General features: G+C 55.5%; 10 protein-coding genes and 1 rRNA gene. 9 read left to right on the top strand and 2 right to left on the bottom strand.

Annotation, left to right across the window (positions count from 1 at the left end; genetic code table 11):
• Window positions 1–103: 103 nt before the first annotated feature.
• On the bottom strand, window positions 104–1,720 hold the full coding sequence (locus DL346_RS22770) for a nitrite/sulfite reductase (RefSeq protein ID WP_112884697.1): 1,617 nt from the start codon (window positions 1,718–1,720) through the stop codon (window positions 104–106).
• A gap of 304 nt (window positions 1,721–2,024) precedes the next feature.
• On the opposite strand from DL346_RS22770, the gene DL346_RS22765 reads away from it, so the two are divergent.
• Entirely contained in the window at window positions 2,025–2,240 is a 216-nt protein-coding gene (locus tag DL346_RS22765) for a hypothetical protein (protein ID WP_112884696.1), read from the top strand.
• Between the two features lie 138 nt (window positions 2,241–2,378).
• On the opposite strand, the gene DL346_RS22760 is transcribed toward DL346_RS22765, so the two are convergent.
• A complete protein-coding gene (locus DL346_RS22760; protein ID WP_112884695.1) occupies window positions 2,379–3,347 on the bottom strand; it encodes a sugar phosphate isomerase/epimerase family protein in 969 nt (322 codons plus the stop codon).
• A gap of 287 nt (window positions 3,348–3,634) precedes the next feature.
• On the opposite strand from DL346_RS22760, the gene DL346_RS22755 reads away from it, so the two are divergent.
• The 8 genes from DL346_RS22755 to DL346_RS22720 form a co-directional block, all read left to right on the top strand.
• A complete protein-coding gene (locus DL346_RS22755) occupies window positions 3,635–6,157 on the top strand; it encodes a U32 family peptidase (RefSeq protein ID WP_112884694.1) in 2,523 nt (840 codons plus the stop codon).
• Between the two features lie 218 nt (window positions 6,158–6,375).
• Complete coding sequence (locus DL346_RS22750; RefSeq protein ID WP_165822634.1) at window positions 6,376–8,151, top strand: AfsR/SARP family transcriptional regulator; 1,776 nt, start codon at window positions 6,376–6,378, stop codon at window positions 8,149–8,151.
• Window positions 8,142–10,325 carry an ATP-binding SpoIIE family protein phosphatase gene (locus tag DL346_RS22745; RefSeq protein ID WP_112884692.1) on the top strand — a complete coding sequence of 728 codons (2,184 nt, stop codon included), beginning with the start codon at window positions 8,142–8,144 and terminating at the stop codon, window positions 10,323–10,325. Before DL346_RS22750 ends, DL346_RS22745 begins: the two co-directional genes overlap by 10 nt.
• Window position 10,326: 1 nt before the next feature.
• Window positions 10,327–10,695 (top strand): STAS domain-containing protein, encoded by a 369-nt coding sequence (locus DL346_RS22740; protein WP_112884691.1) that lies wholly within the window; start codon window positions 10,327–10,329, stop codon window positions 10,693–10,695.
• Window positions 10,696–10,737: 42 nt separating this feature from the next.
• Window positions 10,738–11,454 carry a heptaprenylglyceryl phosphate synthase gene (pcrB, locus tag DL346_RS22735; protein ID WP_112884690.1) on the top strand — a complete coding sequence of 239 codons (717 nt, stop codon included), beginning with the start codon at window positions 10,738–10,740 and terminating at the stop codon, window positions 11,452–11,454.
• 174 nt (window positions 11,455–11,628) lie between these two features.
• Entirely contained in the window at window positions 11,629–13,968 is a 2,340-nt protein-coding gene (pcrA, locus tag DL346_RS22730) for a DNA helicase PcrA (protein ID WP_112884689.1), read from the top strand.
• A 27-nt stretch (window positions 13,969–13,995) separates the two neighbouring features.
• On the top strand, window positions 13,996–16,038 hold the full coding sequence (gene ligA / locus DL346_RS22725; protein WP_240633372.1) for an NAD-dependent DNA ligase LigA: 2,043 nt from the start codon (window positions 13,996–13,998) through the stop codon (window positions 16,036–16,038).
• 338 nt (window positions 16,039–16,376) lie between these two features.
• Window positions 16,377–16,438, top strand: a 16S ribosomal RNA gene (locus DL346_RS22720); the annotation flags it as partial.

Raw genomic sequence — 16,438 nt, 5'->3', positions numbered from 1 at the left:
GACGCCGAGAAAAGTAAACCGGCGAAGACGCTACGCTAGGGGCTTTTTTGCGCTTATAACAAACAACGGGCCGAAGGAGTCATCTCCTTCGGCCCGTTAATCATTAGCTAGCCAAAATTTCAGTCAGCTTCTCTTGGAATGCTGGTACGCCCACGCGGTTCACGAAGCCGTGGAAGTTCTCGCCGGCTGTGCGGTTTTCTTTGTAGAAGTTAAGGAGCTGCGCAAGAACGGCGCCGACTTCATCGCCTTTGACGCGGCCCTTGAGCGATTGGTTGAACTTAGCGTCTGGTCCAAGCGTTCCGCCGATTGCGATATCGAATGCGTCAACCATGCCTTCAGGCGTTTTTACTAGCGCGCCTTGCAGACCGATGTCCGCGATATGCTTCTGACCGCAAGCGTTCGGGCAGCCGATGAAGTGAATACGGACCTTCTCGTTCTCGTCAAGCTGAATTCGTTCATCCAGATATTCAGCAACAAGGCGAGCGCGTTCCTTTGTTTCAACGACAGCCAAGTTACAGAACTCGTTGCCAGTGCAGGACACGGTGCGGCTCATGAACGGCTTCGCGTTAGGAGACAGACGTTTCAGCACCGGCACTTGCAGAGCCTCTTCAACCTTGTCGTCCGGAACGCCCGCAAGCATGATGTTTTGCGACATCGTCGTACGAATTGTGCCGTCACCGAACTTGTCCGCAGCATCTGCAAGCTGTTCCAGCTCATCCGAATTGGTGCGGCCAACAGGTACGTTCAGACCGATGAAGTTCAGACCTTCCTGGCGCTGCGGATATACGCCATCGTAGTAAACCGCGTTCCAGCCAACGATTTTGCTCTCGCCGGCAGAAGGCATTTCGCCGATAATTTCGATCAGCTTCTCCTTGAATTTCTCCGGACCCCAGTCCGCAACGAGAAACTTAAGCCGGGCTTGGTGACGCTTCTCGCGGTAGCCGTAGTCACGGAAAATTGTTGTTACGCCGATAGCGACTTTCAATACGTCCTCAGGACGAACGAACATGTCGAGCTCTTTCGCCAGATGCGGCTTCGCGGACAAACCGCCGCCTACATGAACGTGGAAACCGATCACTTCTTCACCGTCGATGACCTTCGTAGCAGGCGTATAGGCGATATCGTTGATCTCGGCGTTAGCATTGTTATAGATGTTTGAAGAAATGGACATTTTATATTTGCGAGGCAAGTTGGAAAAATCACGGTTCATCAGGAAAAAGTCGTTGACTTGTTCGACCAGCTCGCGCGTATCCATCAGCTCGTCGCGGTCGATGCCCGCAAGCGGATTGCCGACGATCGTACGAGGGCAGTCGCCGCAAGCTTCATAAGAGTACAAGCCAACCGCTTCAAGACGATTAAAGATGTCCGGAAGGTTTTCGACTTTCAGCCAGTGGTATTGGATCGCTTGACGCGTCGTGACGTCGATCAGATCGCGGCCATAGTCGCGGCCGATGGAAGCCAATGCGCGCGCTTGAGCGGACGTCATGATGCCGGTGTTAATGCGGACACGCATCATGAAGTGACCGTCACGCGGCTTTTGTTCGTAAACGCCGGCCCATTTAAATCGGTTCATATCGTCTTCGGGAATGGAGTCATAGCCTTCCTTCGAATACTTGTCGATGATGGTGCGAATGACATCCAGACCGTCTTTTTCCATCTTCACAAACTCGAATTTATTCAATTTGGATGGGTCATTCATCCATACGGCTTCATATGCCATTGCTTGTTCCTCCTAAGGATGTTATGCTCTCGCTGTAATCATGCTTCTTCGCGGAAATCCGACGAATTTCGTATGAAATTGCTATTAAGAATGGTACCATAATAAAGCCCAAGCCACAATGAAAAGGAATGGCACCTTTATAAGATTTTATTATATAAGTTGAAGAGACTGATTATAATAAAATCCACCTTCCGCAAATCGTGACAAACTTGTTACGTTTCTCGATTGTAGCTTGCATCGAGTCCGTGATAAGGCTAACATACTACTATAGGCTACGTGCGAAAATTTAAGGAGGTCTTCACCCATGTTTCTTGCTGAGAACGCTACAGCGACAATTTCGAAATTCGATCCTTTTGATATTATGATGCTGCTCTTTACGATCGTAATTTTCATCGGTCTGGTTCGTTTGCTTATGGCCCGTCCGAAGAAAAATATGTTCGCGATTGGATTCGCGACAGTTGCCTTTCTCGTTTTCCTGTTCGCCAACTACGTGATGATTTTCAAAGTGTGGCTGTCGTAGTTCGCATAGCTATTCCGATACAAGCCGCCCCAAGCCTTTCCCGCATCCGCAGGAGGCAGGGCGGCTTTTTTAGTTCTCTTTGCAACAAAAAACTCCGGCCCATTCAGGCTGGAGTTTTTTATAATTAAGCGATTAAGCTTAAACCCACCACATCTCGCCAAGCGGTTCTTTGATGAGGATGGATTGCAGATTTTGTACGGCTTTCGTGAAGCCTTCGTCCACGGACATCAGGCCGTCTTCGTGCTCGATGCTGACGACATAGTCGTAGCCGACAAGGCGAAGCGCGCTGATGATGTCTGCCCAAGTCTTCAGGTCGTGGCCGTAGCCGACGGTACGGAACTGCCAAGCGCGGTCAAGCATAAGCGCGTATGACTGCATGTCCGTTACGCCGTGACGGTTGACGTTGTTCGTGTCGATCGTCGTATCTTTCGCATGGAAGTGGTGGATCGCGCCGGCGCGTCCAAGAATGTGGATCGCTTGAACCGGATCGATGCCTTGCCACCACATGTGGGATGGGTCAAGGTTGGCGCCGATTGCGTCGCCGCATGCCTCACGCAGGCGAAGAAGCGTCGCAGGGCTGTGAACGGAGAAGCCGCCGTGCAGCTCAAGACCGATTTTCACATTGTTCTCGGTAGCAAGCTTCGCGATTTCGCTCCAGTAAGGAATAACTTTCTCTTCCCATTGCCATTTGAGGATGTCTTGGAAATCGTTCGGCCAAGGCGCTACCGGCCAGTTCGGATATTTTGCATCCTCGTGGTCGCCAGGGCAGCCGGAGAACGTGTTGACGACAGGTACGCCAAGCTTGTTAGCAAGCTGGATCGTTTTGCGGATAACCGCATCGTGCTCGCTAGCGATTGCTTTTTGCGGGTGAAGCGGGTTCGCGTGGCAGCTCAGTGCGCTGATTGTCAAACCGCGCGAAGCGACTGCTTCCTTAAATGCGTTCAGCTTCGCTTCGTCAGCCAGCAGCGTGTCAGGATCGCAGTGCGCGTTGCCTGGGTAGCCGCCAGTGCCGATTTCGATTGCTTCCAGACCTTTGGATGCGATGTAGTCAAGCGCGTCTTCAAAGGATTTCTGTGCAAATAGTACGGAAAATACGCCGAGTTTCATACGTGTATAGTTACCTCCCATATGGATATGTATTGCGAATGGCTTTTCCCATTATAGCATGAGCAGAATGTAAGGTTAAGATTCAGCGGGCCCAATGACAAAAAAACATATGAAATGAACAAATAGTGGGAAGCTAGAATGCCCGAGAGGAGCATTGGCCCATATCCAAGCGGAAAATATTCGGAGACGCGAGGCGCCGCCGCATGCCCTTCGCTTTTGTTTAAGCGTTCGCTCTGGTACACTGAAAGAAATATGCGATTGATAGATAAGGATGGCGGAAGTAAACGATGACGGACAAGTTAAAACGGCAAGATATCGAATTGCTGGCACCGGCCGGCGATTGGGATTGCATGAGGGCGGCGGTGGCCAACGGGGCCGATGCTGTTTTTTTTGGCGTGGAGAAATTCAATGCGCGGGCTCGGGCGAACAACTTTCAATCGGACGAGCTGCCGGAGATTATGGCGTTTCTGCACAGCTACGGCGTGAAAGGCTTTCTGACCTTTAATATATTGGTATTCGAAGAAGAGCTGAACGAGGCGAAGAAGCTGATCGAAGCTTGCATCGATGCGGGCGTGGACGCCGTCATCGTGCAGGATCTCGGTCTGGTCAAGCTCATTCGCGAGCTGTCGCCGGACTTCCCGATCCACGGCTCGACGCAGATGACGATCACGTCGCCGGAAGCGGTGGAGTTTACGAAGCCGTACGATATTGAGCGGGTTGTACTCGGACGGGAAAATAACCTGAAGCAAATCAAGACAATCGGCGAGCAGGCGAAGCTGCCAATGGAAGTATTTGTGCACGGCGCGCTGTGCGTGTCCTATTCGGGTCAGTGCCTTACCTCGGAAATGTGGGGCGGCCGTTCGGCGAACCGCGGCGAATGCGCGCAGGCGTGCAGGCTGCCATACGACTTGATGGTTGACGGCGAACAGAAGCCGATGGGCGATGTCGCCTACCTCTTGTCGCCGAAGGACCTTGCGGCGGTGGAGCTGGTGCCGGAGCTGATCGAAGCGGGCGTTACCTCTTTCAAAATCGAAGGGCGGTTGAAGAGTCCCGAATACGTAGCCAACGTCGTGAGCAAATACCGCCGCGCGATTGACAAGTATTTCGATGGCGACCGTTCAGCCCCATCGAAGGAAGAAATGCGCGAGCTTCAGCAGAGCTTCTCGCGCGGGTTCACGCACGGCTTCCTGGAGGGTACCAACAACAAGAAGCTAGTTGAGGGCACGTTCCCGAAGAGCCGGGGCGTCTATCTGGGACGAGTGGAGCGGGTGCTGCGCGATGCGGTCGTGTGCCGCATCGAAGCGCCGCTTAAGCGCGGCGACGGCATCGTCTTCGATGCGGGCGATCCAACGAAGAAGGAAGAAGGCGGCCGCATCTACGACTTGCGCCGGCAGGGTACGAAGTTCGAAGGCGAGGCGCAGGAAGGGACCGTTATCGAGCTGGTGCCCGGGCGCAACGACGTTGACCTTCGCCGCGTGCACGTCGGCGACCGCATCTGGAAAACGAGCGATCCGGCGCTGGATAAACGGCTTCGCGCGACGTTCGAGACGGAGAAGCCGTATCGCGTATTCCCGCTGCATGTGAGGGTTACCGGCGGGCTCAGCCAGCCGCTTCGCTCGTGGTGGACGGACGTGGAGAAGGGCAACACGGTCGAAATTGTCTCCGAGCTGCTGCTGGAGCAGGCGGAGAAGCGTCCGATGGACCGGACGCTGCTGGAGGAGCAATTCGGCCGGCTGGGCGGGACGGTCTATCAGCTGGAGTCGCTGGAGGTCGACCTGCAGGGCGACCTGATCGTGCCGATGCGCGAGCTGAACCGGATGCGCCGCGAAGCGGCCGAGGCTTTGGATGGCGAGCGTCCGAAGCCGCCCGTGTACGTGAAGCGCGCCGTCGAAGTATACGGCGACGCGCATCGTCGCGGCGAAGCCGCAGCGGGCCGCGTGGCCGCATCGGCTAAGCTGACGGTGCTTTGCCGCAGCTTGGCGCAGTTGGAGGCTGCGGTGCGCTCCGAGAAGGTAGGCATGGTCTATGCCGACTTCGAGTTCATCAAGCAGCTGCCGGCCGCCATGGAGATGGCAAGAAGAGCAGGCAAGCCGATCGGGCTCGTAACGCCGCGGATCCATATGCCGGGCGAGAACGGCTACCATGCGAATATTTTGAAGCTGCAGCCGGATGCGGTGCTGATTCGGAACACAGGCGCGCTATATTATTACCTGCGGGCCCGCGCGTCCAAGCCGAACGAGCCGTTTCCGCAGCTGATCGGCGACTTCTCGCTTAATGTTGCGAACCACAGAACGGCCGATCTGTTCTTCGATGCAGGCTGCAGCCTGATCACGCCGTCTTATGACTTGAACGTACAGCAAATGTTCGATCTGCTTCGCAACAGCGATACGTCGCGTATGGAGGTCGTCATTCACCAGCATTTGCCGATGTTCCATACGGAGCACTGCGTATACTGCACCTTCCTTAGCGAAGGAACGGATTACACGAACTGCGGAAGACCGTGCGAAGAGCGCCGCGTGTCGCTTCAGGACCGGATCGGCATGTCGCATCCGGTTCGGGTCGACGAGGGCTGCCGGAACACGGTTTACAATGCCATCGAGCAATCAGGCGCGGAATATATCAAGCAATTCGGAGATCTGGGCGTCGCCTCCTTCCGAATTGAGTTTCTGGAAGAGACCGCCGAGAAGGTGGACGAGGTCATCGATCTGTACAGCGATGCGATCGCCGGCCGAATCGGGGGCACGCAAGTATGGCGAAGCTTGAAAGCCATCAATCAGCTCGGCGTAACGAGAGGCCAGCTGGTCAAATAAAGATTAGGGAGGGGCAGCTTCATGCGGCCCCTCTTTTTTGCATAGGCTATAATTCCCAAGTTTTACTTACAAATAGCTTTCATTTTCGACAGTGTGGAAGGGTTTTGGGCCATAGGGGGCGAATAGTAGCAGTAATTCATGATGTGTATCGTTAATGCCGGCAACCAATCTTACCGCTGGAAGTCGAGTAAAGGATAGGTTTGGTGGGGATGAATTCAATGAAAGCGAACCATAGCCATGACGGCTGGCTAAAGGAAGTATTAAAAGCCGAACAAACGATTCTGGATGGCCAAACGCCTGCCATTGCGCAGCTGCTGGCGATTCCGGCTGACATACGTATGAAATCGCCCCTGCTGCTCCGCGCGGAATGCGAGGACGGCTTGCTTAGAGGGCGCTTGATCGAAACCAAGCAAAGACTGGAAGCTGCGCTGAAAGGTTTTGCCGCTCAAGCGGACGATACCGCCATGCTGACGATGATGGCCATGCTAGGTCTATTGTACGAGCAGGTGGGCGATAAGCAAGAGTCCAAGCCCGTAATGGCGCTGCTTGCGGAAGAATGGGAGCGTAACCCGGAGTGCTGCAGCGGCTTCGTGCCGTGGGCATTGGCAAGAGCGGCTGCGAATAGAAACGCCCGATATGAATCGGCGCAGCAGCTGTTCATTGATGCTGCGCAGCGGTTCAGAGAGGAAGGCAAACCGCTGTGGATGGGCTATGTGCTTCTGGACCGGCTGCTATTTGATCCTGAAGAGAATGAGCATCCCGATTGGCAGCTTTGGCTGCAATGGTTAGGCCGCCATATGGCGGACAACCGGTCCGGCTCGGTGCTTCTGGGCTGTCTTGAAAAGCCGAGCCTGCAGTTGTGCGCGCAACTGCCGGAGCGCTTCGCCTATCTTAGCAAAGCGATTCTGCTCAAGCAGCCGGATGAGTCGCTGCCGGCCAATTTGAAGGCGGATATTGAAAGCACCATCTATGCGCTCGGGGCTCGAATCAAACGACTGCAAAGCGAGGACCAGGGTGAACAAGCGGAGCAGGCCTGGCGCAAGCTGGAACGCCTGCGCCAGCTGGTGTCAACGCCGGCGGTAGACAGGCTGGCTGCAGAGGTAAAGCAGCACGTCGTTGGCAGCGCGGATATGGGAACCAGCAAAGGTGCTCCGGCAGCCGGCAGCAGCGAGTCTTCAATTCCGGTAGAGAAAGTCAGCGAAGAAATGGCTGAAGCCGTAAACGCAGCCGCAGCCGCAGCCATAACGACTGCAGTCAAATGGAGGGTAAAGCTGATCGGCGGAGTCAGTTTCCAAACGCCGGAAGGCAAACAGACGGAGCCGGTATGGAAGCGGAGAAAAGCCGGGGAACTATTCGTTTATTTGCTGCTTCAACCGGGATACAAAGCAAACAGAGATCAAGTCATCGAGCGGGTATTCGGCGAAGGAGATCCTGCCAAACGGTCCAACCAGCTCTACGTAACGCTGCATGACCTGCGCTCCTCGCTTAAGGAGCTTGGCATGCCCGAGGATTTGGTTTATGCGAAGCGCGGCGTCGTCGGCATCAGTGAGCCGTGGTTTGAATCCGTCGACGTGGAAAGCTATATTACGCTGTCCAGGGTAGGCGACCAGCTGTGGATGGATGACCGCGAGGAAGCGTGCCGCTTGTATGATAAAGCGCTGCCGCTATATGGTCAGCTCGGCACGGAGCTTTCTTATGCGGAATGGCTTGAGCGAGTCCGGGAGCAGCTGCTGGACCGGCAAACGAATATGATTAAACGTTTGGCCGTTTACTATACCGAGCTCTTTGACGAGGCAAGGGTTGAGCAGTGCTTGGCCGATTGGGTCGCGCTCAGGCCGGAGCAGGAGGAAGCATACGAGGCAATGATCCGGCTATGCCTGCGCGGCGACCGCAGAATCGAGGCGATCGGCTGGTACCGTCGTTTGGAGCGTATCTGCAAGGAGGAACTGGGCAGCGAGCCGCTTGATGAGGTGAAGAATCTGCTATGGAAATAACGGAGCGAAGCAGACCCTGGACTTCCCAAGCAGGACGAACGCTGCTGGGCGGGCTGTTGACGGTCTATTTGATCTCGCTGCTCTTGGGACTATTTATTTTGCGGGCGGAAACAATGTTGGTATCGCACTTTAAGACGATGTTTCCGTTCCCCTTTACGGTAAATCTGCTGGGCGCCGTCTTGCTTGCGGTCATTCTCGCGTGCGCGTCGGCATGGCGGCTAAGGCCGGTCATCGATGAGCTGGAATACGGCTCCGGCGCTCAGCCGGGGCAGAACAGGGACAGCCGCTCGACGAATGAAGCGCTTATCCGGCTATATCGCATGCCCTATGAGCTGCTTGTCGGCATACTACTGCTCGGCATTCTGGTTTGCGCAAGCTTTCACCTGGCGGAGCTTGTCCGGTCGTGGGGCAATCCGGCTAATGGCGACGATCCGTCCGACTGGCTGCAGCTAACCGGTATCATGGCAGGCGAGCAGAGCTTGACGATGACGGTAGCCCTCATCCTATTTACCTCTGTACGGCGGCTATTTCGTCCATACATATTGAGGCTGCAGCCGCTTTCCGGCAGCTTCGACGGCCGGGCGTCGGTATCGCAGCCGCTTGTCATTACGTATACGTGCACGTTTTTGGTGACGATTCTAAGCCTGTTTCAGCTCGCGATCGTGACGGCGAGGCCGCATGAAGCGATGGAGCCCTTCAAATTCGGACTAATCGCCTTATTTTATTTCTTAATCGGGTTAAGTTTGTTCAGCTACGTCACGATGCAATTCAGGCAAGAGCTTCGCGGCCTCATCCGGGATATCCGGGGGCTGGTGGGCGGAAGCGATCCTCGTCATTCCGGCGCGGCGTCTGTCGTCCACGATGAAGCCGGCGAGCTTGCGGTCGCGTACAGCGAGCTGCAAAACCGCATTAACCGGGAATACGATTCGCTGGAGCGGGAATTGAAGATGGCTTACAATGTTCAGCAGAAGCTGCTTCCGCCCGGCAATTTAACGATCGGCTCCTACCGCATTACGGCGCGCTGCCAATCGTACCGTGAGGTAGGCGGCGACTTCTTCGACGTCGTATCGCTTGGTCCAAGCCGCTTTGCCGTTATGATCGGAGACGTGTCGGGCAAAGGCTTGCCGGCGGCGCTGATCATGTCCGCGCAGCTGCTGGTGTTCCGCTCCGAGATTCGCAGGAACGGCAGTCCGTCGGAGGTGCTGTCCCGGATGAACCGGCAGCTGTGCGAGGCGATGGGCGAGGAAGGCTGCGTGTCCATCGGCGTGGGCGTCATCGACCTTACAACGAATCAGGTACAGTATGCCAGCGCGGGCCATCTGTCTCCATATATCGTTGCAAAAGACGGACGATTCGTCTCGGTCGATTGCAGTTCTCTTCCGATCGGTATCGACCCGGAGGCTGTTTACGAGGAGAAAAGCCTGCAGCTGGAAGACGGAGACCGGTTTCTGCTATACACCGACGGCTTGATCGAAGCGGTGGATCGCAGCGGCCGGATGTACAGCTTCAACGGACTTGAAACGGAGATTGCGACCTGGGCGGAGGCGGGGGATATGTCCGAATTGGTAGATGATTGGCTTGCTCGCGTTGACTTGGCATGCGGAGCGGGGCAGGATGATCGTACGGTCGTCGTGCTGGAGCTTGCCGGTGAATACCGCAGCGCTCTTGCGACGCTCGATATTCCGCAGGGTGAATATGGCGGCGCGGAGCTGTCGTATGGCAATCCGTTCATGACGCGTGAATGGTCGCTGCGCAGCAAGCTTGGCGAAGAGCGTATTGTTGCCTTGAAGCTCGGTGACTGGATTCAAGAAAGATGGCCGGAATCCGATATTAAAGAAGACGTGCAAAGCGCCGTGTGCGAAGCGATGATTAACGCCATTGAACACGGCAATAAACTGCAGTCGAATAAATGCGTGACCGTCATCGCCCAGATCGGCGGCATGCTGTCCGTTTGCCGGATCTATGACGAAGGCGGAGGGTATTACCCGAAACTTTCACGGGACGAAACCGAGATGCGCAGGAAGCTGGAATCGGAAGACCCGCGGGGCTGGGGACTGGTTATGATCGATTCGCTTGCGGATTATTGGACGACCGGCCGCGATGAGAGGGGCTTTTATACAGAGCTTTATTTTATGAGAAAATCACCGTCAGATCGAGGAAAGGGGGCATCATAACATGGCTGAACAACCATTGGTGATCGAATCGCGTAAATTCCCGAGCGGACTGGTGCTGAAGCTGGAGGGCGATTTAAGCAAGTCGGCCGAAGCGAAGCTGATCGCGGGATTCGAGCAGGAGACGGAGCTGGGGAGCAGCATTCGTTTTTTAGCCCTCGACCTGACCAAAGTAGCGTATATCAACAGCGGCGGCATGGCGGTTCTGATCCGGCTGGCACGCATGGGCAGCAAGGCGGGCGTTCATACCTTCGCTTGGGGTATTACGCCTCATTACGAGAAGCTGTTTCGTATGGTAGGATTAACGGAATTTATGATGATTTATCCCAATGAGTTCGCAGTGATGCAGCGGATTGAGGCGCTTGAGCTGTAACCTGCGGGAGCTGGATCTATTTTTAATCGTTCGGAGGGCAACATGGAAGTGCAATCGGCAATCTACACCGGGTGGCGGCATGTCTTTAAGCTGGATCCGGATCGTGAAATAAGCGACGACCGGCTGGATGCGATCTGCATGTCCGGAACGGACGCCGTTATCGTGGGCGGTTCGACGGGGGTCACCTTCGATAATACCGTCGATTTGATGTCCCGCATCCGCCGGTATGAAGTGCCGTGCGCGCTTGAGGTATCGAATGAAGAGGCGGCCGTTCCCGGCTTCGACCACTATTTCATCCCGCTTGTGCTGAATACGGATAAAGCGGAATGGCTGGCCGGCAGGCAAATCCAGGCACTGCGCAAATTCGGCGCTTTCATCCCTTGGGAGAGCACCTCGGCGGAGGGCTACTTGATTTTGAATGAGGACGCGCAGGCGGCCAAGCTTACCGGCGCGCAAGCCGGGCTTGACCCGGAATCGGTCGCTGCCCATATCTACATGGCGGACCGGCTGATGCATTTGCCGGTGATCTACATGGAGTACAGCGGCAGGTTCGGCGATATGGAGCTCGTAAAGAAGGCGCTCCGTCTTGTGACGGGAGCTAGGCTTTTCTATGGCGGCGGCATCGACGATGCGGAGAAAGCCAAACAGGCGGCGGCTGCGGCGCATACCGTTATAGTGGGCAACGTCATTTACGATGACTTGGACGCGGCGCTATCGACGGTAGAAGCGGTTCGGACAACCGCCACGCCAATTCTTTAATGATTTTAAATAAGAACGGCTTCGTAACGAATCGGCAGCAAAGGACAGACGGTTCGGGATTCGAAAGCCGTTTTTATTTTGCCGATTGAAGTGGGTTATAATTGACACAGCCCGGGCGGTTGTCTAGACTTAAGATAAGGCGAACAAATGCGAACAAAGGGGTTTTTTTTCTCAATGTTAAACGAATTCAGCATCGACCAGGCTGTTCAGAAATTGAACGCGCCGCAGCGCGCGGCTGTTCAAGCGACAGACGGGCCGCTGCTTATTATGGCAGGGGCGGGGAGCGGCAAGACGCGCGTGCTTACGCACCGCATTGCTTATTTGATCGAGAAGAAGCGGGTAGCGCCATGGAGCATCCTGGCGATTACGTTTACCAATAAAGCGGCTAGAGAAATGCAGCAAAGGGTCAGCGCGCTGGTAGGCAACGCGGGCCAGGACATCTGGGTCTCGACGTTCCACTCCATGTGCGTGCGTATTCTGCGCCGGGATATTAACCGGATCGGATTCACGAATAGCTTCACCATTTTGGATTCGGCGGACCAGTTGTCGGTCATCCGCAATTGCATGAAGGATTTGAATATCGATACGAAGAAATTCGAGCCGAAGAGCGTTCAGGCTGCGCTGGGCGGCGCGAAGAACGAGCTGATTTCCCCGGAACAGTTCGAGCTGAAGATCGGCGATTATTTCGACGGCATCGTGGCCAAGGTGTATACCGCATACCAGAAGCGGCTGAAGAGCAACAACTCGCTTGATTTTGACGACCTCATCATGAAGACGATCCAGCTGTTCAAGGAAGAGCCGGACGTCCTGGCCTTCTACCAGAACAAGTTCCGTTATATCCACGTCGACGAGTACCAGGATACGAACCGGGCTCAGTACATGCTTTGCAAAATGTTAGCCGACAAGCATCACAACATCTGCGTCGTCGGTGACAGCGACCAGTCGATATACCGGTGGCGCGGCGCGGATATTACAAATATTTTGAACTTCGAGGAAGACTATCCGGAAGCCCAGACGATCATGCTGGAGCAGAACTACCGCTCCACCGCGAATATTTTGAACGCGGCCAACGCCGTCATTAAGCTGAACGCTAACCGAAAGCCGAAGAAGCTTTGGACCGATCAGGGGGATGGCGAAGTCATTACCGTTTACCAGGCGGATACGGAGCATGACGAAGGGTACTACGTAACGGGGGCGATCCGGAAAAACGTGAACAATGGCCGGAAATTTGCCGACCATGCGATTTTGTACCGGACGAACGCCCAATCGCGGGTCATAGAGGAAACGCTGATCAAGTCGGATATACCGTATCAAATCGTCGGCGGCGTCAAGTTCTATGACCGCAAAGAGATCAAGGACCTGCTAGCCTATCTGCGCCTTGTGTCCAATCCGGACGACGACATCAGCTTCCAGCGGATCGTTAACGTGCCGAAGAGGGGCATCGGCGACACGACGGTTGCCAAGCTATCGGAGGAGGCGGCGCTGCGCGGCATTTCGGTCTTTGCGCTGTTGGAGCAGCTTGATTGGCTGGACGTGACCGGGCGCGCCCGTACCGCTTTGGCGGAATTCCGCGATATGATTGATAACCTGACTCGCATGGTCGAGTACTTGTCCGTTACGGAGCTGACGGAGAAGGTGCTGGAGCTGAGCGGTTACCGCGAGGAGCTGCAGCGCGAGAATACGCTGGAGTCGCAGGCGCGGCTTGAAAATATCGACGAGTTCCTGTCCGTAACGCAGGACTTTGAGAAACGCAACGAAGACAAATCTTTGATTTCTTTCTTGACCGATCTAGCACTCATTGCAGATATAGACACGATGGACAAGGACGAGCCGGAAGGCGGCATCAAGGATGCGGTCGTTCTAATGACCATGCACAGCGCCAAAGGCTTGGAGTTCCCTGTCGTATTCATTATCGGCATGGAGGAAGGCGTCTTCCCGCACAGCCGGGCGTTGACGGATAACGAAGAGCTGGAAGAGGAGCGACGTTTGGCCTATGTAGGCATTACGCGCGCCGAGAAGCAGCTGTATCTTACCTGCGCGCGTATGCGGACGCTGTTCGGGCGGACGAATGCGAACCTGCCGTCGCGCTTCCTGCGGGAGGTGCCGGACGAGCTGAAGACGGATGCGTCGGCTGTGGGCCGAGGGCGTCCGGCCGGCGGCTTTGGCGCCGGCAGCCGCAGCATCGGCGGTGGAGCGGGAGCTGGCGGCCAGACAGGCTTCGGCTTCCGCAGCGGCGGGGCATCGGCTGCAAGGCCGGGCGCTCCGGCGGGAAGCAGCGGCGTACGCGTCACTTCGCCGGCGGATGCGGCCCGAGCGGCTTCAGGCGCCGCTGCTGCGGCCGGAGCTAGCGGCGAGTTCGCGGCCGGCGATAAAGTATCGCACGGCAAGTGGGGCATCGGCACCATTGTCTCCGTGCGGGGGACGGGCAATGACAAGGAGCTGCAGATCGCGTTTCCGGCTCCGGTCGGGTTGAAGAAGCTGCTCGCCAGCTTCGCGCCGATCACGAAAGTTTAATTTTGAAGCAGAGAGGGAGAACGTCCAATGACGACTGCGATGGAACCGGGACAAAATGCAGAGCCGAAGAAGCTTGCGCGCATGCGCGAGCTGGTAGACCTCATTGCGGAGCACAATTACAGCTATTACACGCTGGATCAGCCGACGATCAGCGATAAAGAATGGGATGCGCTCTATGACGAACTGGTACGGCTGGAGCAGGAAACCGGCAGCGCGCTGCCGGACTCGCCGACCCAGCGCGTTGGCGGCGATATTTTGAAAGGCTTCGATCCGCACCGCCATCGCGCCCGGCTCTGGAGTCTCGATAAAGCGCAGGATAACGAGGACCTGCTTGCATGGAATACGCGCGTTAAGAAAGCAATCGGCGACTTTAATGCGAAGAACCCGGGCGAAACGCCGCTGCCCGAGCCGAGCTACGCCATCGAGCTCAAATTCGACGGCTTAACGCTGAACTTGACCTACGACCAAGGCAATCTCGTTCAAGCTTCGACTCGCGGCAACGGAGTGATCGGCGAAGGGATTCTCGCGCAAGTGAAGACGATCAAGTCGATTCCGCTTACGATCCCGTTCAAAGACGGGCTCATTGAGGTTCAAGGCGAAGGCATCATGAACTTATCCGTTCTTGCAGCGTATAACGAGACGGCCGCCGAGCCGCTCAAGAACGCGCGCAATGCGGCAGCAGGCGCGCTGCGCAACCAGAATCCCCGCATTACGGCGGAGCGCAAACTGAATGCTTTCTTTTACAATATCGGATTTGCGGTAGGCGTCTCCTTCGAACGGCATGCGGAGATGATTCAATTTCTTAAGGATAACCGCTTTAAGGTGAATCCCTATACGTTCTACTGTTCGACTATCGAAGAGGTGCAGGAGGAGCTCGCGCGGGTCGCGGAAAGCCGCGATACGCATGACTTCCTGATCGACGGCGCGGTTGTGAAGCTGACGGATATGCGGACGCGCGAAGCGCTCGGCTATACCGACAAGTTCCCGCGCTGGGCCGTCGCGTTCAAATTCGAGGCGGAAGAAACGACGACCATTCTGGAAGGCGTTTCTTGGGAAGTGGGACGCACCGGTAAAATCACGCCGGTCGCCCGGGTCGAAGCGGTCGATCTGGCCGGTGTAACGGTTCAGAACTGTACGCTGAACAATATAGGAGACATCGAGCGAAAGAACCTGAAGTTTGCGCTGGGCACGCATGTGTTCATCCGCCGATCCAACGATGTCATCCCGGAGATATTGGGCAAAGCCGACGACGAACCGGGCGGAGAAATCGTCGCGCCTTCGGAGTGCCCGTCCTGCGGTACGCCGCTTGAGCTGCGCGGCGCGCATCTGTTTTGCGGCAACAAGCTTGGCTGCAGGCCGCAAACAATTGGCCGCATTACGCATTTCTCGTCCCGCGATGCAATGGATATCGAGTCCTTCAGCATCATGACGGCGGAGCAGCTGTTCGACGAATGCGGCGTCCGCGATCCGGCGGATCTCTATTCGCTTACGTATGATCAGCTGATTGGCCTGGAGCGCTTCGGCGATAAGAAGGCCCGGAAGCTGCTCGAGGCGCTGGAGAAGTCCAAGGAGCGCGACTTGGCTGCCTTTCTGTTTGCCCTGGGCATTCCGAACACGGGCAAAGCGACGACTAAAATGCTTGCCGACCATTTCGGCAGCTTAAGCGCCGTTCGCGCCGCCACGGTTGAGGAGCTTATCGGCCTGCCGGACGTTGGCGGCATCGTTGCGGAAAGCATCCATTCTTTCTTTAAAGACCCTATTGCCGCAGAGAGCGTAGACCGCATGCTGGCCCTCGGCGTTAAAGCGGAGGCCGAGCAGCAGGAGGCCGCCCGCACGGACAGCATCTTCAGCGGCAAAACCGTCGTGCTTACGGGCACGCTCTCGCTCATGACGCGGGATGAGGCGGCAAAGAAGCTGGAAGCGCTTGGCGCTAAGATCAGCGGCAGCGTGTCTAAGAAGACGGATTTCGTGATCGCCGGCGAAAGCGCGGGCAGCAAGCTGACCAAAGCGCGCGATCTCGGCGTTACGGTAATTGATGATGAGGCTGAGCTGGTGAAGCTGCTTCAGTAGTAAGGTTTAATAAGTGTTCAAAGCCGTATCGAATGATGGTTTGTTCGATGCGGTTTTTTGTCATTTTTTACAAGTTGCAATAGGAGTGCGGATGTGATAAATTATTTCTTGTCGCTTCTGAGACATGCGCCAATAACAAACACCTTTCGACAGAAAGTAAAAAAAGTTGTTGACACATTAGGTCGAAGCTGGTAACATAATCACTTGTCACCACGAAAAGCGAAAAACAAGTTCTTTGAAAACTGAACATATGGATCACGTCAGATTCAACAAGTTTTAAAACAAGCTAGTTTTTGAATGAGCTAACAAGCGAATTCATAAATGATCTTCGGATCACTTTTATGGAGAGTTTGATCCTGGCTCAGGACGAACGCTGGCGGCGTGCCTAATACATGCAAGT

The organism is Paenibacillus montanisoli (genome assembly GCF_003268025.1).
GTDB lineage: Bacteria > Bacillota > Bacilli > Paenibacillales > Paenibacillaceae > Paenibacillus_Z > Paenibacillus_Z montanisoli.
The sequence above is the reverse complement of the archived record's forward strand: the minus strand, read 5'-3'. Positions and strand labels throughout refer to the sequence as shown.